Source organism: Amycolatopsis sp. NPDC003865 (assembly GCF_053605345.1).
Genome location: NZ_JBSGJA010000014.1, coordinates 35,180 through 61,353, shown reverse-complemented (window position 1 = coordinate 61,353; position 26,174 = coordinate 35,180). Strand labels below are relative to the sequence as shown.

Annotated in this window: 24 protein-coding genes; 9 read left to right on the top strand and 15 right to left on the bottom strand. The window is 70.2% G+C overall.

Features of this window, described 5'->3' with window-relative positions; all coding sequences use genetic code 11:
• Nucleotides 1-32 precede the first annotated feature (32 nt).
• Genes ACWEVP_RS30020 through ACWEVP_RS30010 form a run of 3 tightly spaced genes read right to left on the bottom strand, consistent with a single transcriptional unit; the run spans nucleotide 33 to nucleotide 2,302 of the window.
• The gene (locus ACWEVP_RS30020; RefSeq protein ID WP_452065925.1) at nucleotides 33-1,373 is read right to left on the bottom strand and encodes a hypothetical protein; all 1,341 of its coding nucleotides are present in this window, start codon (nucleotides 1,371-1,373) and stop codon (nucleotides 33-35) included.
• Complete coding sequence (locus ACWEVP_RS30015; RefSeq protein WP_452065924.1) at nucleotides 1,370-1,705, bottom strand: hypothetical protein; 336 nt, start codon at nucleotides 1,703-1,705, stop codon at nucleotides 1,370-1,372. The genes ACWEVP_RS30020 and ACWEVP_RS30015 overlap by 4 nt, the downstream gene beginning before the upstream one ends.
• A gap of 15 nt (nucleotides 1,706-1,720) precedes the next feature.
• The gene (locus ACWEVP_RS30010; RefSeq protein WP_452065923.1) at nucleotides 1,721-2,302 is read right to left on the bottom strand and encodes a YbaB/EbfC family nucleoid-associated protein; all 582 of its coding nucleotides are present in this window, start codon (nucleotides 2,300-2,302) and stop codon (nucleotides 1,721-1,723) included.
• 147 nt (nucleotides 2,303-2,449) lie between these two features.
• On the opposite strand from ACWEVP_RS30010, the gene ACWEVP_RS30005 reads away from it, so the two are divergent.
• From ACWEVP_RS30005 to ACWEVP_RS29995, 3 genes are all read left to right on the top strand, one after another.
• A complete protein-coding gene (locus tag ACWEVP_RS30005) occupies nucleotides 2,450-2,962 on the top strand; it encodes a GNAT family N-acetyltransferase (protein ID WP_452065922.1) in 513 nt (170 codons plus the stop codon).
• A gap of 59 nt (nucleotides 2,963-3,021) precedes the next feature.
• Nucleotides 3,022-3,867: an SDR family oxidoreductase gene (locus tag ACWEVP_RS30000; protein WP_452065921.1), complete on the top strand. Its 846-nt coding sequence runs from the start codon at nucleotides 3,022-3,024 to the stop codon at nucleotides 3,865-3,867.
• 112 nt (nucleotides 3,868-3,979) lie between these two features.
• Complete coding sequence (locus tag ACWEVP_RS29995) at nucleotides 3,980-5,047, top strand: alpha/beta fold hydrolase (protein WP_452065920.1); 1,068 nt, start codon at nucleotides 3,980-3,982, stop codon at nucleotides 5,045-5,047.
• On the opposite strand, the gene ACWEVP_RS29990 is transcribed toward ACWEVP_RS29995, so the two are convergent.
• The 5 genes from ACWEVP_RS29990 to ACWEVP_RS29970 all read right to left on the bottom strand — a co-directional run bounded on the left by ACWEVP_RS29990 (nucleotide 5,036) and on the right by ACWEVP_RS29970 (nucleotide 9,978).
• Complete coding sequence (locus ACWEVP_RS29990; RefSeq protein ID WP_452065919.1) at nucleotides 5,036-5,902, bottom strand: peptidoglycan recognition protein family protein; 867 nt, start codon at nucleotides 5,900-5,902, stop codon at nucleotides 5,036-5,038. The genes ACWEVP_RS29995 and ACWEVP_RS29990 overlap by 12 nt on opposite strands.
• Before the next feature lie 3 nt (nucleotides 5,903-5,905).
• The gene (locus tag ACWEVP_RS29985) at nucleotides 5,906-6,109 is read right to left on the bottom strand and encodes a hypothetical protein (protein WP_452065918.1); all 204 of its coding nucleotides are present in this window, start codon (nucleotides 6,107-6,109) and stop codon (nucleotides 5,906-5,908) included.
• A 49-nt stretch (nucleotides 6,110-6,158) separates the two neighbouring features.
• A complete protein-coding gene (locus ACWEVP_RS29980) occupies nucleotides 6,159-7,361 on the bottom strand; it encodes an acyl-CoA dehydrogenase family protein (protein ID WP_452065917.1) in 1,203 nt (400 codons plus the stop codon).
• A 15-nt stretch (nucleotides 7,362-7,376) separates the two neighbouring features.
• Nucleotides 7,377-8,672: an acyl-CoA dehydrogenase family protein gene (locus ACWEVP_RS29975; RefSeq protein ID WP_452066089.1), complete on the bottom strand. Its 1,296-nt coding sequence runs from the start codon at nucleotides 8,670-8,672 to the stop codon at nucleotides 7,377-7,379.
• Nucleotides 8,673-8,772: 100 nt separating this feature from the next.
• Nucleotides 8,773-9,978 carry a low temperature requirement protein A gene (locus ACWEVP_RS29970; RefSeq protein ID WP_452065916.1) on the bottom strand — a complete coding sequence of 402 codons (1,206 nt, stop codon included), beginning with the start codon at nucleotides 9,976-9,978 and terminating at the stop codon, nucleotides 8,773-8,775.
• A gap of 153 nt (nucleotides 9,979-10,131) precedes the next feature.
• On the opposite strand from ACWEVP_RS29970, the gene ACWEVP_RS29965 reads away from it, so the two are divergent.
• Nucleotides 10,132-10,992 (top strand): effector-associated domain 2-containing protein, encoded by an 861-nt coding sequence (locus ACWEVP_RS29965; RefSeq protein ID WP_452065915.1) that lies wholly within the window; start codon nucleotides 10,132-10,134, stop codon nucleotides 10,990-10,992.
• A 7-nt stretch (nucleotides 10,993-10,999) separates the two neighbouring features.
• Here ACWEVP_RS29965 and ACWEVP_RS29960 read toward each other — a convergent pair whose 3' ends face one another.
• Nucleotides 11,000-12,178 carry a TetR/AcrR family transcriptional regulator gene (locus tag ACWEVP_RS29960; RefSeq protein ID WP_452065914.1) on the bottom strand — a complete coding sequence of 393 codons (1,179 nt, stop codon included), beginning with the start codon at nucleotides 12,176-12,178 and terminating at the stop codon, nucleotides 11,000-11,002.
• Between the two features lie 159 nt (nucleotides 12,179-12,337).
• Here ACWEVP_RS29960 and ACWEVP_RS29955 point away from each other — a divergent pair, with 159 nt between their 5' ends.
• Nucleotides 12,338-13,549, top strand: a complete 1,212-nt coding sequence (locus ACWEVP_RS29955) for an acetyl-CoA C-acetyltransferase (RefSeq protein WP_452065913.1) — start codon at nucleotides 12,338-12,340, stop codon at nucleotides 13,547-13,549.
• 8 nt (nucleotides 13,550-13,557) lie between these two features.
• The gene (locus ACWEVP_RS29950; protein ID WP_452065912.1) at nucleotides 13,558-15,729 is read left to right on the top strand and encodes a 3-hydroxyacyl-CoA dehydrogenase NAD-binding domain-containing protein; all 2,172 of its coding nucleotides are present in this window, start codon (nucleotides 13,558-13,560) and stop codon (nucleotides 15,727-15,729) included.
• Nucleotides 15,730-15,782: 53 nt separating this feature from the next.
• On the opposite strand, the gene ACWEVP_RS29945 is transcribed toward ACWEVP_RS29950, so the two are convergent.
• On the bottom strand, nucleotides 15,783-16,088 hold the full coding sequence (locus ACWEVP_RS29945) for an antibiotic biosynthesis monooxygenase family protein (RefSeq protein ID WP_452065911.1): 306 nt from the start codon (nucleotides 16,086-16,088) through the stop codon (nucleotides 15,783-15,785).
• Between the two features lie 116 nt (nucleotides 16,089-16,204).
• Between ACWEVP_RS29945 and ACWEVP_RS29940 the strand changes: the two genes are divergently transcribed.
• Nucleotides 16,205-18,538 carry a GH92 family glycosyl hydrolase gene (locus ACWEVP_RS29940; RefSeq protein ID WP_452065910.1) on the top strand — a complete coding sequence of 778 codons (2,334 nt, stop codon included), beginning with the start codon at nucleotides 16,205-16,207 and terminating at the stop codon, nucleotides 18,536-18,538.
• Here the strand turns inward: ACWEVP_RS29940 and ACWEVP_RS29935 are convergent.
• The 3 genes from ACWEVP_RS29935 to ACWEVP_RS29925 form a co-directional block, all read right to left on the bottom strand.
• The gene (locus tag ACWEVP_RS29935; protein ID WP_452065909.1) at nucleotides 18,535-20,586 is read right to left on the bottom strand and encodes an MMPL family transporter; all 2,052 of its coding nucleotides are present in this window, start codon (nucleotides 20,584-20,586) and stop codon (nucleotides 18,535-18,537) included. The two genes, ACWEVP_RS29940 and ACWEVP_RS29935, sit on opposite strands and share 4 nt — an antisense overlap.
• Before the next feature lie 113 nt (nucleotides 20,587-20,699).
• Complete coding sequence (locus tag ACWEVP_RS29930; protein ID WP_452065908.1) at nucleotides 20,700-21,365, bottom strand: response regulator; 666 nt, start codon at nucleotides 21,363-21,365, stop codon at nucleotides 20,700-20,702.
• A 7-nt stretch (nucleotides 21,366-21,372) separates the two neighbouring features.
• Nucleotides 21,373-22,440, bottom strand: coding sequence for a sensor histidine kinase (locus tag ACWEVP_RS29925; RefSeq protein WP_452065907.1), 1,068 nt, complete (start codon nucleotides 22,438-22,440; stop codon nucleotides 21,373-21,375).
• 80 nt (nucleotides 22,441-22,520) lie between these two features.
• Between ACWEVP_RS29925 and ACWEVP_RS29920 the strand changes: the two genes are divergently transcribed.
• Together ACWEVP_RS29920 and ACWEVP_RS29915 are read left to right on the top strand one after the other, a co-directional pair.
• On the top strand, nucleotides 22,521-22,979 hold the full coding sequence (locus tag ACWEVP_RS29920; protein ID WP_452065906.1) for a DUF3761 domain-containing protein: 459 nt from the start codon (nucleotides 22,521-22,523) through the stop codon (nucleotides 22,977-22,979).
• A gap of 86 nt (nucleotides 22,980-23,065) precedes the next feature.
• Nucleotides 23,066-24,481 (top strand): MFS transporter, encoded by a 1,416-nt coding sequence (locus ACWEVP_RS29915; RefSeq protein WP_452065905.1) that lies wholly within the window; start codon nucleotides 23,066-23,068, stop codon nucleotides 24,479-24,481.
• On the opposite strand, the gene ACWEVP_RS29910 is transcribed toward ACWEVP_RS29915, so the two are convergent.
• Both ACWEVP_RS29910 and ACWEVP_RS29905 read right to left on the bottom strand, forming a co-directional pair.
• Nucleotides 24,478-25,284, bottom strand: coding sequence for an SAM-dependent methyltransferase (locus ACWEVP_RS29910; protein ID WP_452065904.1), 807 nt, complete (start codon nucleotides 25,282-25,284; stop codon nucleotides 24,478-24,480). The two genes, ACWEVP_RS29915 and ACWEVP_RS29910, sit on opposite strands and share 4 nt — an antisense overlap.
• 52 nt (nucleotides 25,285-25,336) lie before the next feature.
• Nucleotides 25,337-26,140: an SAM-dependent methyltransferase gene (locus tag ACWEVP_RS29905; protein ID WP_452065903.1), complete on the bottom strand. Its 804-nt coding sequence runs from the start codon at nucleotides 26,138-26,140 to the stop codon at nucleotides 25,337-25,339.
• Between the last annotated feature and the right edge of the window lie 34 nt (nucleotides 26,141-26,174).

Below are 26,174 nucleotides of genomic sequence, written 5' to 3'. Positions count from 1 at the left end.
GTCACCGGCCGGTGACGAGCCCCTCCGTCGTCTCACTGCGGTTGCTGCTGCTGTTCCTTCTTGTCTTCCTCGGCCCACGCCGCTTCCGCCTGCATCTGGATGTCGGTCAGGCCGCGGTCGACCTGCACGATGTCCTTGCCCGCCCAGCCCACGAAGTTCTTGGAGCTCTTGGCGTCGGACAGGGCCTTCAGCATCGGGTAGTAGTCCGGGGCCTTGGCCTTCAGCCAGTCGTCGACGAACTTCATCTTCTTGTAGCTGTCGCCGAACTTGGTCTTCAGCCAGTCCTCGTGCTTCTTGATGGTCGAGATGTCGTGGTCGCTCAGGTGCGACTTCGGCGGCGTCGGCTTCGGCGGCTCCGGTGGCTTCGGCAGCGGCCGCGAGAAGTTGGGCGTGGTGCCGTCGCCCGGGGGCCGGGTGCTCGGCGTGGCGCCGCCGCCGGGACCGTCGTGGGTGATGGCCGTGCCGGGCGGGGGCAGCGGCCGCGAGAAGTTGGGGGTCGTGCCGTCGCCCGGCGGCCGGGTGCTCGGCGTCGCGCCGCCGCCGGGACGGTCGTGGGTGATCGCGGTGCCCGGCGGCGGCATCGGCGTCATTTCGTGCCCGGCGCTCGAGGAGGAGCCCGGCTTGCCCTTGACCAGCTTCGACAGCCCGGTGAGCCGCGCCAGCGTGCGGCCGGCGTAGGCGACGACCTTGGCGAGCTTCGCCATCATCGCCGCGACCTGCACCGAGACGGTCGCGACGCACTTGGTCACCCCGACGGCGATCGACGCGCCGAAGGTGGGGATGGCCAGCGCGAGCGCGATCAGCATCGTGGAGATGATGTCCCCGAGGATCGTCGTGATGATGTCGCGCAGCAGCGCGCGGACCGCGCCGATCAACGCCCCGGTGGTCTCGACCATGTAGCCGGCGACGTCGGCCGCCTTGGCGTTGGCGTCGATCCAGCCCTTCCGGTCGTTGATCGACTTGAGGAAGCTGTCGTAGCCCTTGCCCGACCACTGGGTGATCGTCGACTTGAGCGTCTCGTCGAGCTCGGTGCTGGTGTTGCGCAGCGACTCGCCGATCTTGTGCAGCTCGTTGGCGACCTTCGTGACCTCGGACGGGTTGCCCGCGACCTGGTCCAGCGGCCACTTCAGGAACGAGACGTGCTCGATCAGCCAGCCCAGCCCCGCCGCGATCAGCTTGGCGAGGGGGTCCATGGCGAACGCGACGGTGTCGAGCACGGCGCTGATGACGTTGATGCCGAGCTCGACGCTGACGGCCGCGAGGTCGCCGCCGTGTTCGGTCTGGACCTTGCCGATCGAGTCGCCGACCTGCTTCCAGCTGTCGAAGACGCCGGCGCCCGTCGTGGAGTTCGCCGACGTGATGGGGACGGTCACTTGCCCAGCTCCGTTTCGAAGGTGCTCAAACTCTGCGCCGTGTTCGAGTCGTGGGTCGCGTACGTCTCGGCGGCCTTCTTGACGTCTTCGGCGGACTTGCCGATGTCGCCGACGAGTTTGGTGATCTCGCCGGTGATCACGGCCATCGTGACCCGCGAGGGAACGGCGAGGACCTGGGCGAGCAGGATGCCGAACGCGGCGTTGTCGAACCCGTTCGCGGCCTGCATCCGGTTCGCGGCCTCCTGCACCGCGGGCTTTGTGGTGCCCGACAGGAACTGGCTGAACTTCTGCAGCTCGGCCGGGTCGACCGTGAATCCTTCTCCGGAAACCACCGGTTCTCCTCCGTACTACCAGGGGTTGCTCTCGCCGTCGTCCTCGTCCGGCGCGGGCCGGGGACGACGGCGCGGCGGACCTTGCTGCGGTGGACCTTGCTGCGGGGGGCCTTGGCGCGTCGGGCCTTGCTGCGGTGGGCCTTGCGGCGGCGGGCGGTGCGGCGGCCGCGGCGGCCGGTCGTCCGCCTCCTGCTCCGGCATGAACACGTCGCTCTTGTCCGGCGGCGGTCCCGCGTCCGGCTCGGGCGGCGTGGGCAGGAACTCGTCCAGCAGCTCACGGGCGGCCGAGCTCTCGCCGACCATGCCGTCGAACGCACTGGCGACCTGCGCCGAGACCTTCTGCTGCGCGCGGCCGATCAACTGCATCACCAAGCCGGACAAGGCTTGCGGCGGGCGTTCGTACGCGCGGGGGCCGAACCGGAGCTCCTGCAGCACGCCGCTCGGACCGACCGTCACCGAGACCGCTCCGTCCGGCGACTGCGCGCTGGCGGTGGCGGATCGGAGAGCTTCTTGCGCGGTTGCGGCTTTTGCCCGGATTTCTTCGAGTTCCACGGTGAACGCGGCCAACGGATCGCCCGGGGGCACAGACTGGGTCACTTCGTCCTCGTCGCCGGAGAGGTGGGGAACGGAGAAAGTCAATCAGCGCTTTTTGAAGCTCGGATGACGCGAACCGAGCCGACGGCTGAACGCGGCGTGGATCGCCGAAGTCGGCCCGCGCGTACGCGTGGTGCGGTAAACAAGGGCATGGACAACACCGTCATCCGATCGGGTGATTCTGGGGATGCCGAAACGCTGCTGCGCTTCTTCGACGAGGCCGTCGAGTGGCTCGTCGCGCGCGGCAGCTCGAAGCAGTGGGGAACCGAGCCGTGGAGCCGCGTCCCGAAGCGCGTCGAACGCGTCAAGGGCATGGCCGCGGACCCGGGGCTGCGCATCGCGGTGGTCGACGGCGAGCCGGCCGGCGCGCTGATCGTGTCGGAGGAGCACGACCCGCACGTCCCGCCGGTCGACGAGCGGGAACTGTACGTCCGGCTGCTGATCACCTCGCGGCGGTTCACCGGGCGGCGCGTCGGTGGGCGCCTCATCGAATACGCCCTCGACGAGGCGCGGCGGCGCGGCATCGACCTCGTGCGCGTCGACTGCTGGGCGGGCGGCGACGGCGACCTGCAGCGCTACTACGAGAGCCAGGGCTTCAAGCCGACCGTGCAGTTCCACGTCGACGAGTGGGTCGGGCAGGTGCTGGAGCAACGCGTGGGGTAGCGCGATCGCGGGCCAGGGGTGACACTGTTGACGCAGTGCCAACAGACGAAGGAGTCGCCATGGCCGAGGAGCTCGCGGGCAAGGTCGTCGTCATCACCGGCGGCGGACAGGGGATCGGCGCGGCGACCGCGTCGGCGCTGTCCCGGCTGGGCGCGAAGGTGGTGATCGGCGACCTCGACCAGGTCCGGGCCGAGAAAACCGCCGGCGAGCTGGACGCCGAGGCGCTCCCGCTGGACGTCACCGACATCGCCGGCTTCACCGGGTTCCTCGACGAGGTCGAACGCCGGCACGGCCGCATCGACGTGCTGATCAACAACGCCGGGATCATGCCGCTCAGCGAATTGGAGGCGGAGAGCGACGCGACGACCCGGCGGCAGCTGGAGATCAACCTGCACGCCGTCATCCACGGGACGCGCGAGGCGATGAAGCGGATGCGGCCGCGGCGGTCCGGGCACATCGTCAACGTCGCTTCCTTCGCGGGCAAGGCGGGTTTCCCGGGCGCGGCGACGTACTGCGCGACCAAGCACGCGGTCGTCGGGTTGTCCGAGGCGGTGCACCTGGAACTGCACGGATCCGGCGTGCACATCTCGTGCGTGATGCCCGCGATCGTCCGGACGGAGCTCGCGACCGGCCTCGGCGAGGCGAAGCTGTTCAAGTCCTCGCGCCCGGAGGATGTGGCCGACGCCATCGTATCCACGCTGCGCAAACCTCGTTTCGAGGTCTTCGTGCCCCGGTCCGTGGGAACTATGGGGAAGCTCACCCGGTTGCTGCCGCGGCGAGCCGGTGAAGCGCTCGCCCGTGCGTTGAAGGCGGACCAGCTTTTGGCTTCAGCGGCCCGTTCCCCGGCTCGCGCGGAGTACGAGGCGCGCGCGGCGGAAAGCGCTCCGGGAGCGTCCCAGGAGTAACTCGGACGGCCTAGCGACTGTCCGATTTGGACGTGGGCGGTGTTGAGTCCACCGGCCTGACCGGGCAAGATTGACCGGAAGTGCCCGGGGGACGTCGCAGGAGGCTTTCGAAATGGTTTCACCGCCCGCACGATTGGCCGCGGCGGCGTCGAACGTGGTCGGCAAGGTGCTGCACGGCGGGGTCGCCGACCTGCGCCCGATGCCGCGGGTGCTGATCGACCAGGGCCCCAACCGCTCGGTGTACCGGATGACGCACAGCAGCCGTCCGGTGTCCGGGCCGCCGATCCTGCTGGTGCCGCCGCTGGCCGCGCCGGCGATCTGCTTCGACCTGCGCCGCGGCTGCAGCCTGATCGAGCACCTGGTCGAGCGCGGCCGCAACGCCTACCTCGTCGACTACGGCATGGTGGCGTTCTCCGACCGGCGCCTGGGCATCGAGCACTGGATCGACGAGGTGCTGCCGCGCGCGATCCGCAAGGTGAGCCAGGACGCGGGCGGCCAGGACGTGCACCTGGTGTCGTGGTCGCTGGGCGGGATCTTCTCGCTGCTGGTGAACGCCGACCAGCCGGACCTCCCGATCGCGTCGATCACCGCGATCGGCTCCCCGGTGGACTTCACGGCGATCCCGATCGTGGCGCCGTTCCGGCCGCTGGTCGACCTGACGAACGGCCACCTGCTGACCCCGATCTACCGCGCGTTCGGCGGCGCACCGTCCTATTTGGTCAGCCGCGTGTTCCGCGCGACGGGCATCAGCAAGGAGATCACGAAACCGATCGCGATCCTGAAGAACCTCGACGACCGCGACTACCTCGCCCAGATCGAGGCCGTCGACCACTTCATGAGCAACATGTACGCCTATCCCGGGCGGACGTTCGGCCAGCTGTACCACCGGTTGTTCCGCACGAACGATCTGGCGGAGGGCAAGGTCGACCTGAACGGGCGGATCATTTCCCTGTCGTCGGTGCGGGTCCCGACGCTGGTGGTGGCGGGCGAGAACGACACGATCGCGCCGCGGCCGTCGGTGGAGCGGGTGGTGGAGCTGCTGGACAAGGCCCCGGAGGTCCGGTTCAAGACGGCGCCCGGCGGCCACCTGGGCGTCCTGACCGGCCGCAAGGCCCGCGGGACGACGTGGCGCTACCTCGACGAGTTCCTCGACGACCGGATCGCGGCCTCAGCCGACTAGGTCGATCTCGAACGGCTCGGCGGCGCTGTAGCGGACGTCCGCCCATACCGCGCCGGGCACGTCGTACCGCCGGTGCGAGGTCAGCCGCGCGTCGTAGCCCGGCTGCTGCGCGGGGTCGTGGCCGATGCCGGCGTGGTCGGAGCCCCACGCGAGGATGCCGCCCACCCACATCGGCTTGGCGGAACCGTCCCCGCCCAGCCGTGGCCGGACGACGATCGCCGAGCCCGGGCTGCCGGACAGGAAGACGCGCACGGTGTGCTCGCCACCGTCCGGCGGGGTGACGGTGATCCGTTCGAGGATCTCGACGCTCTGCGGCAGGATCGCGGTCGGGTTGGCGGCGCGTTCGCGCAGCCAACCGGTGTCGATCCCGACGGGGTCGATCTTGCGGCCGACGGGCAGACAGACGTCCTTGTGCCCGGCGTAGCGTTCGAAGCCGCGTGACATGTACCGAAGCAGCGCGGCGACGAGCCGGGGGTAGGCGTCCCGCTGGGCGTCGGTCCACCCGCCGGCGCCCGCGGATTCGGCTTCGATACCGAGGAATTCGTCGTTGACGTCGAGAAACCCGAGCCACCGCGACGCACCGGCGTGGTAGGCACACCCGGCGGCGACGACGTAGACGGTGCCACTGCGCCCGAGCCCGAGGTTGCACAGGGGCCCGGCAAGATCGGCGCGGCCGTGGGTGACGATGTCGAGCGAGGGGTAGTCCCCGGGCGCGGAGTCCGAGGTGGCGGTGTGGTGCCCGACAACGCCTTCGACAACGCGCATGCCGCCGTGGCCGCGGGTTTGCCACCCGGGGACTTCGACAACGGGATAACCGGTGCTGCGGGCGGCGTCGACGAGCCAGGGAACGTACAAGGGTCAGCCCTCCAGCCCGTCGTAGGCCCCGGACTCGGCCTCGGTGTCGGGAGCGTGCGGATCGGCGATCCGGGCATCGAGAGCGGACCGGGCCTCATCGAGGTCTTTAGGACCTTGCCGATCGGCGTCCCAGCCTTCGGCGTCCCATTCTTCGGGCGTCTTGATGGGGGTGGAGTCATCGGGCTGGTGAACGATGAAGTCGGTCACGGTCGGCCTCCCTGGCCCCCGAGGGTACCGGAGGCCGACCGCGCGCGACTCACTTCAATTCGGCGGAGGTCTTCCCGAGAATCCGGCGGGCCACGATCAGCTGCTGGATCTGCTGCGTCCCCTCGAAGATGTCCAGGATTTTGGCGTCCCGGGCCCACTTTTCGAGCAAAGACTCCTCACCGTAAGCCCCGGTGAGCTCGACGCACTTCAGCGCGATCTCCACCACCGACCGCCCCGCCTTGGCCTTCGCCATCGACGCCTGCAGGGAATTCGGCTTGCGGTTGTCCGCCATCCACGCGGATTCCAGCGTCAGCAGGTAGGCCGACTCGTAGTCCGCTTCCAGGCGCAGGAACTCCGCCGCCGCCGCGTGCTGGTTGTTCGCCGGGCGGTCGTAGTCGATCGTGATCCCGGCGGACGTGAGGATCTCGCGTGTCTCCTCCAACGCCGCCCGTGCGACGCCGATCGCCATCGCCGCCACCAGCGGGCGGGTGTTGTCGAACGTCTGCATGACGCCCGCGAAACCCTTTTTGGTGTCGATCTCCGGCGAGCCCAGCAGGTTTTCCTTCGGGACGCGGCAGTTCTCGAAGCGCAGCACCGCCGTGTCCGAGGCGCGGATGCCGAGCTTGTGCTCGGTGCGCACGACCTCGAAGCCCGGTGTGCCCTTCTCCACCACGAACGACTTGATCGCCGCGCGGCCCTTGCTCTTGTCCAGCGTCGCCCACACGACGACCGCGTCCGCGCGCTCGCCCGACGTCACGAAGATCTTCTCGCCGTTCAGCACGTAGTGGTCGCCGTCGAGGCGCGCCGTCGTGCTGACCGCCGCAGAGTCCGAGCCGAAGCCGGGCTCGGTGATCGCCATCGCCGCCCACATGCCGGAGAAGCGCTCGAGCTGCTCGTCCGTCGCGACCGAGCCGATCGCCGCGTTGCCGAGACCCTGGCGCGGCATCGACAGCAGCAGGCCGACGTCGCCCCAGCACATCTCGATCGTGCCGAGGACGACGTTCAGGTTGGCGCCGTTGCGGTTGCCCTTTTCGTTCTCGTCCTTGGAGCGGCGCACCCCCGCCGCGCCCGCGCCGCCCTCGCCGGAGGAGTTGAGCCCGTCCAGCAGCGCCGCGAACATGTCCAGCTCGCTGGGGTAGGTGTGCTCCGCGCGGTCGTACTTGCGCGAGATCGGCCGGAACACCTCGGCCGCGGCCTGGTACGCCTGGTTGATCAGGGCGCCGGCCTTCTTGGGAGCTTCCAGGTTGATCATGAGTCAAAGCCCTTTCTAAAGAAGGACGGCGCCTTCCATGACGCCGATGGCGCGCAGGTCGCGGTACCAGCGCTCGACCGGGTGCTCCTTGACGAAGCCGTGCCCGCCGAGCAGCTGCACCCCCGCGCTGCCGATCTGCATGCCCTTGTCCGTGGCCAGCTTGCGGGCCAGCGCGACCTCCCGCGCGTAGGGCTTGCCCTGCTCGGCCCGCGCCGCCGCGCGCAGCGTCACCAGGCGCAGGCCCTCCAGCTCGATCGCGATGTCCGCGACGGAGAACGCCACTGCCTGCCGGTGGCTGATCGGCTCGCCGAACGCCACCCGCTCGTTGACGTAGGGGACGACGTAGTCGAGGACGGCCTTCGCGGTGCCGGCGGCCAGCGCCGCCCAGCCCAGCCGCGAAAGCCGGACGAGGTCGGTGAAGACGTCGAGCTTGCCGCCGCCGAGCAGCGCGCCCGCCGGCAGGTTCACGTGCTCCAGGTGCAGCTTGCCGGTCGCGGCGCCGCGCAGGCCCATGGCCGGCTCGGCCTCGATGGTCACGCCCGCGGTCGACGACTCGACGAGGAACAGCGCCGGGCCGCGGCCTTCGAGGTCGGCCGACACGATGAACAGCTCCGCCTGCGCCGCGCGCGGGACCAGCGACTTCACGCCGTCGAGCTGGTAGCCCTTCGGGGTGCGGCGCGCCTTCGTCGCGGGCTTGAACGGGTCGTAGAGCGCTTTCTGCTCCTGCAGCGCCAGCGCCGCGGCCGGCACGTTCTCGCCGACGAACGCGGGCAGGTAGTCGGCCTGCTGCTGCTCGTCGCCCCAGCTGACCAGCGCGGTGCTGACCGCGGACGGCGCGAGGACGGCCACGGCCAGGCCGAGGTCGCCGTGCGCGAGCGCTTCCGCGACGAGCGCGTTGGTCACGACCGAGCGTTCGGTGCCGACACCGCCGAGTTCCTCGGGGATGCCGACGAGGCTGATGCCCAGCTCGGCGGCCCTGGTCAGCAGTCCTTCGGGCGCCTCGAGCTTGGCGTCGGCGTCCGCGGCGGCCGGGCGCAGCTGCTCGGCGGCGAACTCCGTGACCGTCTCGACGATGAGCTGCTGGTCCTCGCTCGGGGTGAGGTCGAACAGCCCGGTGTCGGCGGACGGCGCGAGCCGGGCGGGCTTGCCCAGCTTCTGCACCGACTTGAACGACCGGGTCGCCGCGCCGGCGACGCGGAAGCCGTTGCGCGTTCCCGCCGTGACCAGGCCTTCGATGGGCTTGCGCAGCCCGGCCCGATCGACGACCTTGCTCCCGGCCAGCCGGGTCAGCGCGGAAAGGCCCCAGCCCATCGCGTCCCGTTTCCTTGGCGCAGCCATGTGGCCCTCCATCCGGTTACCTACTCGCCAGTAGGTTAACCGGTGGGCCGGGATCGCGCCAGTGTGGGCTCACTTACGAGTGAGCGGTGTGCACCTTTCTGCGCCACTCCGCGAACCGGAGTCGTTCGAAAGTGATGAGCCCGAGCACGGCCGCGGCGACGACCAGCAGCAGCGCCGCGGCGGGCACGTGCTCCAGCAGGGGCGTCGCCGCGACCAGCAGCAGGCCGACGACCAGCCGCTGGACGTTCCAGCTGCCGAGGTTGCGCTTGCGCAGGGCGCTGAGCGCGACGAGGTAGAGCGCGAGGCCGCCGGTGAGCGTCCAGATCGGCACGCCGTGCAGCGCCTCGCCGGGCGTGTGGTGCTCGGTGTCGGCGATGTAGAGGAAGGCCTTCTTCAGGCCGAGGGCGACGAGCACGATCCCGGCGATCAGCGGCAGGTGCAGGAAGGTGTAGGAGTCGGTGGCGAGCTTCGTGCGTTCGGTACCGGTGGCCTGGGTCAGCCGGTGTTCGGAGACGCGCGCGACGACGTCGAAGTACGTCCACCACATCCCGGCGGCCAGCGCGAGCCCGCACACGGCCGCCCCGGTGACCAGCCACGACATCGGCAGCGGCCCGATCCCGATGCCGATCGCGACGATCGACTCGCCGAGCGCGATGATCACGATGAGCCCGAACCGCTCGGCGAAGTGCGCGGGCGAGTTCAGCCGCCACCCGTCGGGCCCGGCGAGGTAGACGTTGAGGTAGTCGGCCAGCAACGCGACGACCCACAGCCCCAGCTGCCACGGCCCGCTCAGCACGGTGCTCACGGCGAGCAGCACCACGGACGGCAGCAGCCCGACGAACATCCGCAGAAGCACTTTGCGCAATCCGGGGTCGTGCTTCGCGGCCCCGAGGTAGGCGACGAGGTGCAGCAGCCGCACGAGCGCGTAGCAGACGACGAAGAGAACGGGCGCGAACAGCCCACCGGGCCGGTCGACGAAGGCCTCGGGAATGGTCAGCGACACGAGGAACATGACGGCCATGGCCCCGAACATGGCGAGCCGGGCAACGCCGTGGTCGACGTGGATGGTGGTCCCGAGCCAGGCATAGGAGCACCAGCACCACCACAGGACGGCGAGCATGACCAGGCCCTGCCCGACGCCCATCGGGCTCAGGTGGTCGGCCATCAGCTGGGTGGTCTGGGTGATGGCGTAGACGAAGACCAGGTCGAAGAAGAGCTCGATGGTGGAGACGCGGTGGTCCTCATCCGCGGTCACCAGGTGCAGTCGTCTCGTGGGCACGCCGAATTATGGACGAAACAAGGACAAGGAGGACCGGTTTCGCGGTAACGCCCTGCGCGAACATGGCCGGGCGTGCATACGTCTGGGACAATGAGCGACGGGACGGGGAGGTGTGTCGTGGATTCGCTTTCGGCTGCGCACCACAGGACGATCATGGCCGTGGACATCGCCGGTTACAACAACCCGGACCGCACTCTGGCCCATCTGCGCGAGGTTCACGAGGGGCTCTGGTCGGTTCTCAAAGGCAGCTTCGCCGAGACAGGCGTTCCGTGGGACGTCTGCTTCGTGGAGAACACCGGCGACGGCGCGATGATCCTGCTGCCACCGGAAGTCGCGAAGGCCGACCTCGTCGCGCAGTTGCCCGAGCGCCTGCACGCCGAACTGCGCCGGTACAACGCGGTGCATTCCGAGGCGGCGCAGATCCAGCTGCGAGTGGCCTTGAACGCCGGCGAAGTGCAATGGGGTGGCCAGGGCGCCGTCGGCAAGGCCATCAACGCCACGTTCCGCATCCTCGACGCCCCGGCGGCGAAAGCCGCGCAGAAGGCCACTGGCGCGGACCTGGCGCTGCTGGCGTCCGCCATGTTCTACGACGACGTCGTGGCCCAGGACCCGGCCGCCGCGCCCGGCGAGTACGCGCGGATCCCGGTGTCGGTCAAGGAAACCAGCACGATCGCGTGGCTGCGCCTCTTGGGTGCTTCGGAAGCCCGCCGCGTGGCCGCCCCCGAGCCGGCGCCCGACTTCACGGCGCTGATCGAAGCGCTGATGGACGTCCCGTGGGTGCGCAACAGCGACAGCCGGAGGCTGCTGCTGGAAATGTTCCCCCGCAAGGAAATCGCCTCGCAGGTCTCCTACCACCCGCAGGACCGGCTGCACGTGATCGCGCTGGCGAGGACGTGCCTGCGCTTCGAAGGCGGCCTGAAGTGCCTGCTCGACGTGGTGCTGACGATGGATCCGCATTCGCCGGAGGTCGCGCGGCTGGCCGAGCTGATCGTGCGGTGGCCGGAGGACCGCTGACCCGGGCTCAGGCGATGCCGAGCACCGTGTGCAGCAACGTCGTCAGCTCCGCTTCGAAGTGCGGCCGGGCCGCGAGGCGGCGGGTCCGGGCCAGGTCGTTGGCGATCGTCAACGCCGCGTGCGCCGTGATCTTCGCTTCCCGCGCCGGCAGCTCCGGGCGCACCGCCGACAGCAGCGTCACCCACTGGGCCACGTAATCCCGCTGCACCCGCAGCAAGTCCGCCTTGTCGCGGTCCGGCATCGTCACGCGGTCCGCCGAGAACGACACCAGCAGCTCCGGTGTGTGCAGGATCGTGTGCACGTACGACGCTGCCAGCCGGCGCAAAGCCGAAAGCTCGTCCGGGGCCTGCAGCGCGCGCTCGGCTGCCAGCGCCAGCCTGTCCGCCGCGCGGTGGCCGATCGCCACCATCAAAGCCGCCTTGCTCGGGAAGTGGCGGTACACGCTCGGGCCCGCGATGCCCGCCGCCGCGCCGATGTCCTCCATGCTCACGTCGTGGAAGCCTCGCTGGGCGAACAGCGCCGTCGCCTCCGCCAGGACCTGCTCGCGGCGAGACGGCGTGCCGAGGCTCAGCACCGGCTGTGCCGGCTCAGCCGACGGTGCCGGGAGTGTGGCGTTCAGCACATCCAACGCCAGTTCGACCAGCAGCGCGGCGAACCGGCGGCGCGCCACCGACGTGTGGTGCACGGACACGCTCCCGAACACCGACAGTGCCGCCCAGCAGAGCAGCTCCGCGTCCTCGATCGGCAGGTCCGGGCGCTGGACCAGCAGCGCCTTCGACCACGTCGTCAGCGCCAGCGTCGAGCGGCGGGCGATCTCGCGCTGGTCCTCCTTCGGGAGGTGACGTCCCTCCCAGCGCCACAGCGCCGCGATCTCGCGTCGCTCCACCGCCTGCGTCGCGAGCTGGCCGAGCAGGGATTCCAGCTGGTCAGGCGCGGGAACCGAGTCCGACAGCGCCGAAGCCGTCGCCGCCTCCAGGTCCTCGAAGCCGCTCAGCACGACGTAAGCCAGGATCGCCTGCTTGTCCGCGAAGTGGCGGTACAGCGCCGGCCCGGTGACGCCCGCCGCGTCCGCGATGTCCTTGATGCCGACCCCGGGGAAGCCGCGGGCGCGGAACAGCTCCGCCGCCACCGCGGCCAGCTGGGCCTTGCGGTCGCGCGGTCGCGTGCTGCGTTCGACGTCGGTCATGGTGAGTGAACGATAGCGGTTAACGGCACACCTGCAACCCATTGACACCATGGGGTTATCCGGCGATATGTTAATGGCCATTAGCCCTACTGGCCGGTACTATCGGCTGCATCACGGCTAGGCACGAAGACGTCCCACACGCTCGCGAGGAGTTGTTCTGTGAGTAGCGAGGCCTACATCTACGAGGCGATCCGCACGCCTCGCGGCAAGAACAAGGGCGGTGCCCTGCACGGCACCAAGCCGGTCGACCTGGTGGTCGGCCTGATCGAAGAGCTCAAGGTCCGCCACCCGAACCTCGACCCGAAGGCGATCGACGACATCGTGCTCGGCGTCGTCTCGCCGGTCGGTGAGCAGGGCGCCGTCATCGCGCGCACCGCCGCGCTGAACGCCGGCCTGCCCGAGACCGTCGCGGGCGTGCAGCTCAACCGCTTCTGCGCCTCCGGCCTGGAGGCCACCAACACCGCCGCGCAGAAGGTCCGTTCCGGCTGGGACAACCTGATCATTGCCGGCGGCGTCGAGTCGATGTCGCGCGTGCCGATGGGCTCCGACGGCGGCGCGCTGTTCATGGACCCGACCACGGCATACGACAACTACATCGTCCCGCAGGGCACCGGTGCCGACCTGATCGCGACCATCGAGGGCTTCTCCCGCGAGGACGTCGACCGCTGGGCCGTCCGCTCGCAGGACCGCGCCGAGGCGGCCTGGTCCGGCGGCTACTTCGCCAAGTCCGTCGTGCCGGTCAAGGACATCAACGGCGTCACCGTCCTGGACCACGACGAGCACCGCCGCCCCGGCTCCACCGTCGAGGGCCTCGGGAAGCTCAAGCCCGCCTTCGCCGGCATCGGCGAGCTGGGCGGCTTCGACGCCGTCGCGCTGCAGAAGTACCACTCGGTCGAAAAGATCAACCACGTCCACACCGGCGGCAACTCCTCCGGCATCGTCGACGGCGCCGCGCTGGTGCTCGTCGGCTCCGAGCAGGTCGGCAAGACCTTCGGGCTGACCCCGCGCGCCCGGATCGTGGCGACGGCGTCGATCGGCTCCGAGCCGACGATCATGCTCACCGGCCCCACGCCGGCCACCCAGAAGGTGCTGAAGGCCGCGGGCCTCAAGCCCGAGGACATCGACCTGTGGGAGCTCAACGAGGCGTTCGCCTCCGTCGTGCTCAAGTGGATCAAGGACCTGCACCTCGACGAGGAGAAGGTCAACGTCAACGGCGGCGCGATCGCCATGGGCCACCCGCTCGGCGCCACCGGCGCGATGCTGGTCGGCACCGTGGTCGACGAGCTGGAACGCCGCCAGGCGCGCCGCGCCCTGGTGACCCTGTGCATCGGCGGCGGCATGGGCGTCGCGACCATCATCGAGCGGGTGTGAGGACTCCAATGCCTGAAAGCAAGACCATCCGCTGGGAGCAGGACGAAGACGGCATCGTCACGCTGACCCTGGACGACCCGAACCAGTCGGCGAACACGATGAACGCCGCCTTCCGCGAGTCGCTCGGCGTCACGGTCGACCGCCTCGAGGCGGAGAAGGACACCATCACCGGCGTGGTCATCACGTCCGCCAAGAAGACGTTCTTCGCCGGCGGCGACCTGAACGACCTCATCCAGGCCAAGCCCGAGAACGCGGTCGAGCTGACCGAGGGCAGCACCCTGATGAAGGGGCAGATGCGCCGCATCGAGCAGCTCGGCAAGCCGGTCGTCGCGGCGATCAACGGCGCCGCGCTCGGCGGTGGCCTCGAGATCGCGCTGGCGACGCACCACCGCATCGCCGCCGACGTCAAGGGCAGCCAGATCGGCCTGCCCGAGGTGACGCTCGGTCTGCTGCCCGGCGGCGGTGGCGTCGTGCGCACCGTGCGCCTGCTCGGCATCCAGAGCGCGCTGCTGAACGTCCTGCTGCAGGGCCAGCGGCACCGCCCGGCCAAGGCGCTCGAGCTCGGCCTGGTGCACGAGCTCGTCGGCACGGTCGAGGAGCTCGTCCCCGCCGCGAAGGCGTGGATCAAGGCGAACCCCGAGGGCGGCGTCCAGCCCTGGGACGTCAAGGGCTACAAGATCCCCGGCGGCACCCCGTCGAACCCGAGCTTCGCGGCCAACCTGCCGGCGTTCCCGGCCAACCTGCGCAAGCAGATCAAGGGCGCGAACATGCCGGCGCCGCGGGCGATCCTGGCCGCCGCGATCGAGGGCGCGCAGGTCGACTTCGACACCGCGATCCAGATCGAGACGCGCTACTTCATCCACCTCGCCACCGGCCAGGTCTCGAAGAACATGACGAAGGCGTTCTTCTTCGACCTGCAGACCATCAACTCCGGCGGCTCGCGGCCGGACGGCTTCGAGAAGTACACGGCCAAGAAGGTCGGTGTGCTCGGCGCGGGCATGATGGGCGCCGCGATCGCGTACGTGTCGGCGAAGGCCGGCATCGACGTCGTCCTCAAGGACGTCTCGCAGGAGGCGGCCGAGAAGGGCAAGGGCTACGCGGTCAAGCTGGAGCAGAAGGCCCTCTCGCGCGGCAAGACCACGCAGGAGAAGTCGGACGCGCTGCTGGCCAAGATCAAGCCGACCGCCGACCCGGCCGACTTCGCGGGCGTCGACTTCGTCATCGAGGCCGTCTTCGAGAGCGTCGAGCTGAAGCACAAGGTGTTCGGCGAGATCGAGAGCGTCGTCAACGCCGACGCGGTCCTGGGCTCCAACACCTCGACGCTGCCGATCACCACCCTCGCCGAGGGCGTGCAGCGCACCGAGGACTTCATCGGGATCCACTTCTTCTCGCCCGTCGACAAGATGCCGCTGGTCGAGATCATCTGCGGCGAGAAGACGTCCCCGGCGACGCTGGCGAAGGTCTTCGACTACACGCTGCAGATCAAGAAGACCCCGATCGTCGTCAACGACAGCCGCGGCTTCTTCACCTCGCGCGTCATCGGCACGTTCATCAACGAGGCCGTCGCCGCGCTGGGCGAGGGCGTCGAGCCGGCGTCGATCGAGCAGGCGGGTTCGCAGGCCGGCTACCCGGCGCCGCCGCTGCAGCTGATGGACGAGCTGACCCTGACGCTGCCGCGCAAGATCCGCAAGGAGACCCGCGAGGCGATCGAGGCCGCGGGCGGCACGTGGAAGGCGCACGCGTCCGAGGCCGTCATCGACAAGATGCTGGACGAGTACGACCGCAAGGGCCGGTCGACCGGCGCGGGCTTCTACGAGTACGACGCCGAGGGCAAGCGCATCGGGCTGTGGCCGGGTCTGCGTGACGCGTTCAAGTCCGGCTCGACCGAGGTGCCGTTCGAGGACCTCAAGGAGCGGATGCTGTTCGCCGAGGCCCTCGAGACGGTGAAGTGCTTCGACGAAGGCGTGCTGACGTCGGTGGCGGACGCCAACATCGGCTCCATCTTCGGCATCGGCTTCCCCGCGTGGACCGGCGGTGTCATCCAGTACATCAACCAGTACCAGGGTGGCCTGCAGGGCTTCGTCGACCGGGCGCGTGAACTCGCTGCCCGGTACGGCGACCACTTCGAGCCGCCCGCTTCGCTCGTGGAGAAGGCCGCCAAGGGCGAAATCTACGAATAAGCGGTAGCTCCGTGAAGGCCACCTCGAGGTCATCGAGGTGGCCTTCACGGCTTTCAGAGCGCGACCGCGACCTCGGCGTGGCTGACGCGATCGTCCCAGCGGCTCAGCGCCCGCCGCGCGTCCTCCTCGAGGACAGCGTCTTCGTAGCTTTCGCCCGCGAAGCCGCGTACGGCGTCGAGGTCGGTGAAGAACGTGATCGAGATGAACTCGACCTCGTCGCGCTCCGGGCGGCGCAGCAACCGGGCGCCCTGGAAGCCGGGTACGTCCCGCAGGTGCTCCGCCACTTCGGTTTCGTAGTGCCGCTGGTAGTCGTCGGCCGTCGCGGCGGGCGCCCAGCCCCGCCAGGTGCGTGCGATCATCGGTTTCCCAATCCGTCGAGGGGCTCGAAGGTACCCGCGGAAGCCGCGCTCGGTGTCCGGCAGCTTGTCCGCTCGTGTTCGCCCAAAAGCCACTGAACGCGGGTTAACCTCCGCCCATGCGCCGTCCTGTCACGGTGGCTCTCGCCGCCGCCCTGCTCGCCTCGACGTTGACAACGATGTCAGCGGCCGCCGGCCTGAGTCCTGCCGACTTCGTCGATCCGCTCATCGGCTCCGCCGGGGACGGCAACACCTATCCCGGCGCGACCGCGCCCTTCGGCATGCTCGCCTGGAGCCCGGCCAGCACCCGCGGCGACCAGACGTCGACCGGCGCCGCCAACGGCTACCAGTACGACACCACCCGGCTCCGCGGCTTCGCGTTAACGCACGTTAATGGCGCGGGCTGCAACCCCGGCGCCGCCGGCGACGTGCCGATCCTGCCCTTCGCCGGCGACGTCACCTCGTCGCCCACCGCCGACACCACCGACGCCGTCTACGCGAGCAACTTCGGCCACGCCGACGAAGCCGCGACGCCCGGCCGCTACCGGCTCGGCCTGCAGAACGGCGTCACGACCGACGTCGCCGCCACCGAACGCACCGCGATCGGCACGCTGTCGTACCCGCAGGACAAACCGGCGAGCCTGCTCTTCCGGACGTCGAACTCCCTCAACGGCAGCGAAGACGCCGAAACGCACATCGACGCGGCGAACCGGCGCGTGACGGGCTCCGTGTTCACCGGCGCGTTCTGCGGGCGCCGCGCCAACGGCGGCGTCAACAACCGCAAGTCGTACTACCGCCTGTACTTCACCGCGCAGTTCGACCAGCCGGTCACCGGCACCGGGACGTGGAAGGACGCGACGCTCCAGCCCGGCGGCACCGACCAGACCGGCGGCGAGGGCTACGCGACCGGCAAGGACCGCGCCGGACGTGGTTCCGGCGGCTACGTCACCTTCGCGCCCGGCAGCAAGGTGACCATGCGGATCGCGATCTCCTACGTCTCCCTCGAAGGCGCGGAACGCAACCTCCGGGCCGAACTGCCGTCGAAGTCCACGGTGGACAGCGTTGCCGCGAAGACGAAGAAGGCCTGGAACGCCGAACTCGACCGGGTGAACGTCACCGGCGGCACCGCCAACCAGCGGATCACCTTCACCACCGCGCTCTACCACAGCTTGCAGCAGCCCAACCTCGTCAGCGACGTCGACGGCCAGTACCTCGGCATGGACCGGCAGCCGCACCGCGTCGAGCCCGGCCAGGACGCGCAGTACTCCAACTTCTCCGGCTGGGACCAGTACCGCGCGCAGGTGCAGCTCCTGGCGCTGGTGGAGCCGCGCGTCGCGGGGAACTTCGCGCAATCGCTGTACAACTACGCGAAGCAGAACGACGGGGTCTGGGACCGCTGGGTGCACGTCAACGGCGCGACGCACGTGATGACCGGCGACCCGTCCGCGGCGACGATCGCGACGTTCTACGCGATGGGCGTCCGCAACTTCGACTACCGCGGCGCGTTCGACTCGCTGTACGAGCAGGCGACGATCCCGCGGCCCGAGGGCCTGCAGGACGGCGGCTGTCCCGGACAGTGCGTGGGCCAGCGGCCCAACCTCGCGCAGTACCTCGCGTCGCACTACGCGCCCAACGACGTCTGCCACTGTTGGGGTGGCGCCGCCGAGACGCTGGAGGACGCTGTCGCCGACTCGGCAATCGGACATTTCGCAGAGTTGCTGGGCCGCACGCGCGAAGCCGCGGAGATGCGCGCGCGGGGCGCGTACTGGCGCAATGTCTTCAACCCGGAGACCGGCTACACGCAAGCGCGGAATGTCGACGGCAGCTGGGTGACCCCGTTCGACCCGGCGAGCGACCGCGGCTTCGCGCAGGGCAGCGCGGCGGCCTACACCTGGATGGTCCCGCAGGACGTCTCCGGGCTCGCCGACGCGATGGGCGGCAAAGCCACCGCCGTCACCCGGCTCGACGGTTTCTTCCACGACGGAGCGGGCAACTGGCAGCTCAAGGGCGGCGGCCCGCTCAAGTACGACCCGACGAACGAGCCCGACATCCACGCGCCCTGGCTGTACAACGAGCTCGGGCAGCCGTGGAAGACGCAGGAGACCGTCCGGCAGCTGGTGAACTCCGTGTACGGCACCGGGCCGTCCGGGCTGCCCGGCAACGACGACCTCGGCACGATGTCCGCCTGGTACGTCTTCGCCGCACTCGGCATCTACCCGCGCACGCCGGGCTCGGGCGAACTGCTGCTGTCGAGCCCGCTGTTCCCGGGCGCCGTGATCCGGCCGGCGGGTGGCGCGCCGATCCGGATCACGACGTCGGGCAGCGGGAAGTACGTCCAGGACGTCCGCCGCGACGGCCGGCCGCAGCGCGACTGGAAGGTCGACGCGTCCTTCCTGCACGGCGGACGCCTGGACTTCCGCCTGTCGGAGACGCCGGCGACCTGGGGGAGTTAAGGCTCCAGCGCGACGTGCGGCAAACGGCGGTCCAGCCACCGGGGCAGCCACCACGCCCGCGCGCCGAGCAGGCGCATGACCGCCGGGACGACCAGGCAGCGGATCACCAGCGCGTCCAGCAGGACCGCGGTCGCCAGGCCGAGGCCGAACTGCGCCAGCATCCGCGACGGGTCCAGCAGGAACGCGCCGAACACCAGCACCATGATCGCGCCCGCCGCGGTGATCACCGCGCCGGTCGACGCGAGGCCCTCGCGCACCGCGAGCCGCGCGTCGCCGGTGCGGCGCCACTCCTCGTGCATGCGCGACACGAGGAACACCTCGTAGTCCATCGACAGCCCGAACACGATCGCGAAGATCATCACCGGCACGAACGCCTCGATCGGGCCCGGTTGCGCGCCGAACCAGCCGTCGCCGAACACCAGCGTCATGACCCCGAGCGAGGCGCCGATGCTCAGCAGGTTCAGCAACGCCGCCTTGAGCGGGATGAGGACCGACCGGAACACGACCATCAGCAGCAGCGCGGACAGCCCGACGACGACCAGCACGAACAACGGCAGCCGATCGGCGACGGCGTCCGCGAAGTCCGTCGCGGCCGCCACCGAGCCGCCGACCAGGTAATGACCCGGGAGTGTCGGGAGAACGTCGGTCCGCAGGCGCGTGACCAGTTCGGCGGTCGCCGCGTCCTGCGGTGACGTCGTCGGGAATACGAGGACGGTCTGGTTAACCGGCGTTAATACGCGTGCGATTCCGGGTGTCGAAGCCAGTTTCTGCTGCAGCGCGACGGTGTCGCCGTCTTGGCCGACGATCGCCAACGGGCCGCTGAAACCCGGTCCGAAACCCTCGGCGAGCAGGTCGTAAGCCCGCCGCGTCGTCGATCCGGCGGGGTCCGTGCCGGCGTCGGCGAACCCGAGTCGCATGCCCGCGGCCGGGATCGACAGCCCGACGAGGACGATCAGCCCGATCGCGAGCGGGGCCACCGGACGCTTCTGGACGCCGTCAGCGAACCGTCGCCACGTCTTGCCGTGCTCTCGCCGGGCAGCGTGCTTGCGGATGCCGCGTTCGAGCCGTTTGCCGAACAGCGACAGCAGCGCGGGCAGGAGCGTCACCGACGCGAGCATCGTCATCAAGACGGTGAGCGCGACGGCCAGCGCCACTCCGCGCAACCCACCGAGCCCGAGCGCGAGCAGGCCGAGCAGCGCGATGATCACCGTCGTCCCGGCGAACAGCACCGAGCGGCCGGCGGTGTCGAGCGCCCGCCGCGCGGCGGCGTCCCGGTCGTGGCCGGCGAGGAGCTCGCCGCGGTAACGGGAGAAGATCAGCAGCGCGTAGTCGACGCCGACGCCGAACCCGACCAGCATCATCAACGGTGAGGTGTAGCTCGCGATGTCGACGAAGTGCGAGACGACCGTGATCACGCCCAGCGTGCTGCCGACGGCGAACACCGCGGTGAGCACCGGCAGCCCGGCGGCGAGCAGGGAGCGGAACAGGAACACGAGGATGACCAGCGCGGCCAGCAGCCCGACGCCTTCCGCGGGGCCGCCGCCGCCCGAGATCCGCTCGACCGGGTCGCCGGCCAGGGCCACTTCGACCGGTCCGGCCTGCCTCGCGACGTCGGCGAACTTGACGATGTCGTCGTACGGCAGGTCGGTCGAAGCCGCGTCGAAGGTGACGGTCGCGTAGCCGATCCGGCCGTCCGGCGACAGTGTCTCGAACGGCCCGGTCACCGACCGCACGTGCGGCTGCAATCGGACATTTCCCAGAGTGTTTTCGACCGCGGCGCGCTGCGTGGTCAGGCCGTCGTCCGCTTTGAACACGATCTGCGCGGACGCGCCGGACTGCGCGGTGTCCCGCAGGAGGTCGACGACCTGCTGCGATTCGGTGCCGGGCAGCGAGTTGTCGTCGTGGAACGCGCTGCCGGTGAGGCGGGAGGTGAACGTGACGCCGATGAGGACCAGCGCCCAGAGTGCGACGGCGAGCCACCGGTGGCGCTGCGCCCAGCCGGCCAGTTTCGTCAGGCTTCCCCCGCCTGCGCGAGTGATGGTGTCCATGGTGGACAAGGATTCGCCGCGAGGGCACTACTCCGCGTCGCGCGGCGGAGGACACTTGCCGTGCTCCCGGCGGTGTCCCTTAAGGCGTTTCCCGTACCCCCGCGGGAGTACGGCTAGGGGGTGAGCCACCTCGGCGTCACCGCGCCGGACTCGTAGGCGAGGACGACGAGCTGCGCGCGGTCGCGCATGCCGGTCTTGGTCATGATGCGGCTGACGTGCGTCTTCGCCGTCGCGGGGCTGAGCGTCAGTTCGTGTGCGATCTCGTCGTTCGACAGGCCCGCCGCGACCAGCGAGAGCACCTCGCGTTCGCGGTCGGTGAGCCGGTCGAGCGCGGGGGTTGGTGCCGGGCGCGTGACGCGCGCGGCGAACTCCGAGATCAGCCGCCGGGTGATCGACGGCGCCAGCAGCGCGTCGCCGCGGGCGACGACGCGCACGGCGTGGATCAGCTCTTCGGGCTCGGTGTCCTTGACCAGGAACCCGCTCGCGCCCGCGCGCAGGGCGCCGTAGACGTCCTCGTCCAGGTCGAACGTCGTGAGGATGACGACCTTGGCGGTCACCTTCGGGTCTTCGAGGAGGTGCCTCGTCGCGGCGAGACCGTCCAGCACCGGCATGCGGATGTCCATCAGCACGACGTCCGGGCGGTGGTCGTGCGCGGCCTGCAGGGCTTCGCGGCCGTCCGCGGCTTCGGCGACGACGTCGATGTCGTCTTCGCCGTCCAAAATGGACCGGAAACCGGCGCGGACCAGCCGCTGGTCGTCGACGAGCAGGACCCGGATCATCGGCCCATCATCGCACCGGCAACCGGGCGCGCACCCGGTAACCGCCGCCTTCGCGCGGCGCCGCGGTCAGCTCGCCGCCGAGCGCCCGCGCGCGTTCGGCCATGCCGCGGATCCCGGTGCCCGGCGGGGCGTCGCCGCCGCGGCCGTCGTCGTCGACCTGCACGGACAGCGCGTCGGCGCCGTACCCGAGCCGGACGACGACGGTCTTCGCGCCGGCGTGTTTCGCGACGTTCGTGAGCGCTTCCTGCACCACGCGGAACGCGGCGTGCTCGACGTCCGGCGGCAGGTCGCGGGCGACGCCGTCGATCTCGGTCCGCACGGTCAGCCCGGACGCGCCGACCGACTCGGCCAGTTCGGCGACCCGGGACAGGCTCGGCTGGTCGGCCTGGCGGAGCATGCCGAGCGTCGCACGCAACTCCTGGAGTGCGGTCTTGCTGGCGTCCTTGATGGTGCCGAGGGCCGCTTCGGCCTGCTCGGGATCACGCCGGTGCAGCGCGGCGCCGGCCTGCACATTGATCAGTGACAGGTGGTGGCCGAGGACGTCGTGCACTTCGCGCGCGATGCGCAGACGCTCCTCCGTGGCGCGGGCGCGGGCTTCGGCCTCCTTGGTGCGTTCGGCTTCGGCGCGGTAGTGCGCGACGGCGCCGCCGGCGACGAGCGCGACGAACCAGCCGGTCATCAGGAAGAACGCGAAGTTGTCGACGTGCCGCCCGGTGCGCGAGCTGACCTCGCCGACGGCGACCCCGGCCATCGCGGCGACGACGAGCAGCGCGGCTCCGCGGATCCGCCCCGCCGCGGCGGCGTTATAGAGCGCGTAGGCGAAGGTGAGCAGGACGAGGCCGTCCGGATCGGTGAGCGGGTAGTAGAGAGCGCAGCAAACGAGCGTTAACGCGGCGACGGTCAACGGGTACTTACGTCGGAAGAAGACGGCGACGCAGCCGAGAACGGTGAGCACCCAGCCGACGGCGGCGTGGTGAGCGGGCTTCGCGCTGTCGTTCAGAACGGCGAACAACGAGCCGACGAGCACCGCGACGGTGACCGCCAGTTCGGGAGCCCACCGCCGCAACCAGGCCATGCGGCGAGTCTAGGCGCCGTAACGAACGCTTCCGGGTGAGCGACTACGGCGGCATTGATTCGTGTCGCTAAGGAGTCGTCGTGGGAAAGAAACTGGGGTGGATCCTGGCCGCGGGCCTGCTGGTCGCGGGCTGCGGCGTCGGTTCGGTGCCGGCGAAGGATCCGGGTGGCGTCGGCGTTCTGGACGCACCGATGACTTCGTACACTGCGCCGACGTTCTCGGTGCCGAGTACGACCGCCACCTCCGAGGCGTCGACACCCACGACCGTGCCGGCGGCCACGACCGTGCCGACGCAGGCCGTCGTGCCGAAGACGACCGCGGCCAAGCCCAAGACGGCGCCGAAGACCACCGCGCAGGCCGCGCCGAAGCCGGCCGAGTGCGGCACCGACTACTACCGGAACTCGGACGGCAACTGCGTCCACCGCCCCAGTGACAACCCGTCCGGTGCCACGGCCCTCTGCGAGGACGACACCTACAGCTACAGCCAGCACCGCTCCGGCACCTGCTCCGGCCACGGAGGCGTGCGCACCTGGCTGTGACGAGAGCACCAATCGAGCGGTAAACGCCCGGAGCGTAGGTACAGTGCATGAAGTTGCATGATGCGTACTAACTACACACCGGGGGTGTGCTGGTGTCCCGTCCCGGACGGTCCGGCCGCGCGATCGTCGTGGTGCTCGCCTCGTGCGGGCTGGTCGCTTCGTTCATGCAGACGCTGGTCGTGCCGCTCATCCCGGTGTTCCCGCGGCTGCTGAACGCCTCCGCGGCCGACGCGTCGTGGGTCGTCACCGTGACGCTGCTGGCCGCGTCCGTCAGCACGCCGGTCAGCGGGCGGCTCGGCGACCTCTACGGCAAGCGCCGGATGATCCTCGTCAGCCTCGGGCTGCTCATCGCCGGCTCGGTGGTGTCCGCGACGACGAGCGCGCTCGCGTTCCACATCGTCGGGCGCGGGCTGCAGGGCTGCGCGATGGGTGTCATCCCGCTCGGCATCAGCATCATGCGCGACGAGCTCCCCGCTGAACGCGTCGGCGGCGCCATCTCGCTGATGAGCGCGACACTCGGGGTGGGCGGCGCGATCGGGCTGCCGGTCGCGGCGGTCGTCGCGGAGAACGCCGACTGGCACGTGCTGTTCTGGATGGCCGCCGGTCTCGGGCTCTTCTTCGCGCTGCTGATCGTCAAGTTCGTGCCGGAGTCGCCGCTGCGCACGCCCGCGCCGTTCGACTACTTCGGCGCGTTCGGGCTGGCCGCCGGCCTGGTCTGCCTGCTGCTGCCGGTGGTCAAGGGCGCCACGTGGGGCTGGACCAGCACCGCGACGCTGGCGTTCGCCGCGGCGGCCGTCGTCATCCTGCTCACCTGGGGCGCCTACCAACTGCGCCGGCGTGACCCCCTCGTCGACCTGCGGGTGTCCGCGCGACGGCCGGTGCTGTTCACGAACCTGGCGTCGATCATGGTCGGGTTCTCGATGTACGCCATGGCGCTGTCCTTCCCGCAGCTGCTGCAGGCACCCGCGTCGACCGGCTACGGGCTGGGCCAGACGATGGTCGAGTCCGGCCTCGCCCTCGCCCCGAACGGCCTGGTGATGATGCTGCTTTCGCCGGTGTCGGCCCGGCTCATCGCCCGCTTCGGCCCGCGTCCGACGCTGATGACCGGCGCGCTGGTGATCGCCGTCGGGTACGTGTTCGCGATCGCGCTGATGGACAACGCGGCCGAGCTGATCACCGCGTCGGTGATCATCGGCGCCGGGGTCGGGATCGCGTACGCCGCGATGCCGGCGCTGATCATGGGCTCGGTGCCGGTCACCGAAACGGCGTCCGCGAACGGCCTGAACTCCCTGATGCGCTCGGTCGGCACGGCGATTTCGAGCGCGGTGATGGCGGCGATGCTGGCCCAGCTGACGATCACCGTCGGCGGGCTGACGGTGCCGTCCCTGTTCGGCTTCCGGGCGACGTTCGCCGTGGCGGCGTGCGCCGCGCTGGCGGGCGTGGTGCTCGCGGCGCTCGTACCGAAGAGGCGGGTGGCGCCGGAGCTGGTCGGCGTCGCCTAGTTCTTGCGCGCCACCAGGGCGAGCCCGCCGCACTCGGCCGGATTCTCCGGCACGTCCGCCGGGTCGTCCGGCCGCCACTGCGGGATGAAGACGACGCCCGGGTCGAGGATCTCGAAGCCGTCCACGAGCGCGCGCAGCTCGTCGGCCGTGCGGGGCGTCACCGGGTTGGCGCTCTTCTGGTACATCGCGACCGCGCGGGCGGTGCCGTCGCTCTGCTGCTCGGGAGTGGCCGACGAGATGGCCAGGTAGCTGCCGGGCGCGAGCGCGTCGCGGTAGGCGGCGATCAGCCGGGCCGGGTCGCGCTCGTCCGGGATGAAGTGCACGAACAGCGCCATCACGACCATCACCGGCTGGTCCAGGTCCAGCATCATCTCGGTGGTCTCGTGCTCGAGGACGTCGTCCGGGAACTCGGCGTCGGCGTGCACCATGACCGCGTTGTCGTTGTCCTCCAGCACGATCTCGCTGTGCGCGACGGCGACCGGCTCGTTGTCGACGTAAACGACGCGGGCGGTCGGGTCGACGGCGTGCGCGATCTCGTGGACGTGCCCGACGGTCGGCATGCCCGAGCCGATGTCGAGGAACTGCCGGATCCCGTTGTCCAGCCCGAACCGGATGGCCCGGCGCAGCCACTGCCGGTTCAGCCGCGCGCGCTCCCGCGCGTTCGGCTGCGCGGCGAGCACCTGGTCGGCGAACATCCGGTCGACGGCGTAGTTGAGCTGGCCGCCGAGGATGTAGTCGTACACGCGCGCCGGGTTCGGCTTGTCGAGGTCGATGCCACGCCGCGCGTATTCGTCTTCGCTCATTCGCCGCTCCACGGTCCGGTGTGACGGCGAGAATAGCCGACGTGAGACATCTTCAGCTCTTGCGCGCGACCAAGGCGAGCTGACTCGCCCGCTCCGGGTGTTCGCCCACCTCCGCGGGATCGTCCGGGCGCCACTCCGGCGTGAACACGATCCCCGGCGGCACCAGCTCGAACCCGGCCAGCAGGGCCTGCAACTCCGCGCGCGAGCGCGCCACCACGTCGGTGCCGCTCTTCTGGTACATCTCCGCCGCCCGGCGGACCTCCTCGCCCTGGCCTTCGAACGTGCCCGACGACAACGCGAGGTAGCTGCCCGGCGCGAGCGCGTCGCGGTAGGTCGCGATCAGCCCGGCCGGGTCGCGCGAGTCCGGGATGAAGTGCACGAAAGCCGCCATGATCAGCATCAACGGTTCGCCGAAGTCCAGCAGCTGCTCGGTGATCGGGTGTTCGAGGACGTCCGCCGGGTACTCGGCGTCGGCTTGGACCATCGCCGCGTTGTCGTTGCCCTTCAGCACGATCTCGCTGTGTGCGACGGCGACCGGTTCGTTGTCGACGTAGACCACGCGTGCCGACGGGTCGATCGCCTGGACGACCTCGTGCACGTGCCCGACCGTCGGCATGCCCGAGCCGATGTCCAGGAACTGCCGGATGCCCTGCTCGGCGCCGAACCGCACCGCCCGGCGCAGCCAGCGCCGGTTCAGCAGGGCCAGCTCCCGGGACTCCGGGCGGACCTGGAGGATCTGCTCGGCGAACATCCGGTCGATGGCGTAGTTGAGCTTGCCGCCGATCAGGTAGTCGTACACGCGCGCCGCGTTCGGCTTGTCGAAGTCGATCCCGCGCTTCGCGTGGTCGTCGGTCATCCCCGTCCCCTCACCGTCGGTGCGACGGAGAGGA

Coding starts and splice junctions, on each gene's coding strand:
- ACWEVP_RS30005 (WP_452065922.1), top strand. CDS start 2,450: ATGGACAACACCGTCATCCGATCGGGTGATTCTGGGGATGCCGAAACG.
- ACWEVP_RS30000 (WP_452065921.1), top strand. CDS start 3,022: ATGGCCGAGGAGCTCGCGGGCAAGGTCGTCGTCATCACCGGCGGCGGA.
- ACWEVP_RS29995 (WP_452065920.1), top strand. CDS start 3,980: ATGGTTTCACCGCCCGCACGATTGGCCGCGGCGGCGTCGAACGTGGTC.
- ACWEVP_RS29980 (WP_452065917.1), bottom strand. CDS start 7,361: ATGATCAACCTGGAAGCTCCCAAGAAGGCCGGCGCCCTGATCAACCAG.
- ACWEVP_RS29975 (WP_452066089.1), bottom strand. CDS start 8,672: ATGGGCTGGGGCCTTTCCGCGCTGACCCGGCTGGCCGGGAGCAAGGTC.
- ACWEVP_RS29965 (WP_452065915.1), top strand. CDS start 10,132: ATGGCCGTGGACATCGCCGGTTACAACAACCCGGACCGCACTCTGGCC.
- ACWEVP_RS29960 (WP_452065914.1), bottom strand. CDS start 12,178: ATGACCGACGTCGAACGCAGCACGCGACCGCGCGACCGCAAGGCCCAG.
- ACWEVP_RS29950 (WP_452065912.1), top strand. CDS start 13,558: ATGCCTGAAAGCAAGACCATCCGCTGGGAGCAGGACGAAGACGGCATC.
- ACWEVP_RS29945 (WP_452065911.1), bottom strand. CDS start 16,088: ATGATCGCACGCACCTGGCGGGGCTGGGCGCCCGCCGCGACGGCCGAC.
- ACWEVP_RS29940 (WP_452065910.1), top strand. CDS start 16,205: ATGCGCCGTCCTGTCACGGTGGCTCTCGCCGCCGCCCTGCTCGCCTCG.
- ACWEVP_RS29935 (WP_452065909.1), bottom strand. CDS start 20,586: ATGGACACCATCACTCGCGCAGGCGGGGGAAGCCTGACGAAACTGGCC.
- ACWEVP_RS29930 (WP_452065908.1), bottom strand. CDS start 21,365: ATGATCCGGGTCCTGCTCGTCGACGACCAGCGGCTGGTCCGCGCCGGT.
- ACWEVP_RS29925 (WP_452065907.1), bottom strand. CDS start 22,440: ATGGCCTGGTTGCGGCGGTGGGCTCCCGAACTGGCGGTCACCGTCGCG.
- ACWEVP_RS29910 (WP_452065904.1), bottom strand. CDS start 25,284: ATGAGCGAAGACGAATACGCGCGGCGTGGCATCGACCTCGACAAGCCG.
- ACWEVP_RS29905 (WP_452065903.1), bottom strand. CDS start 26,140: ATGACCGACGACCACGCGAAGCGCGGGATCGACTTCGACAAGCCGAAC.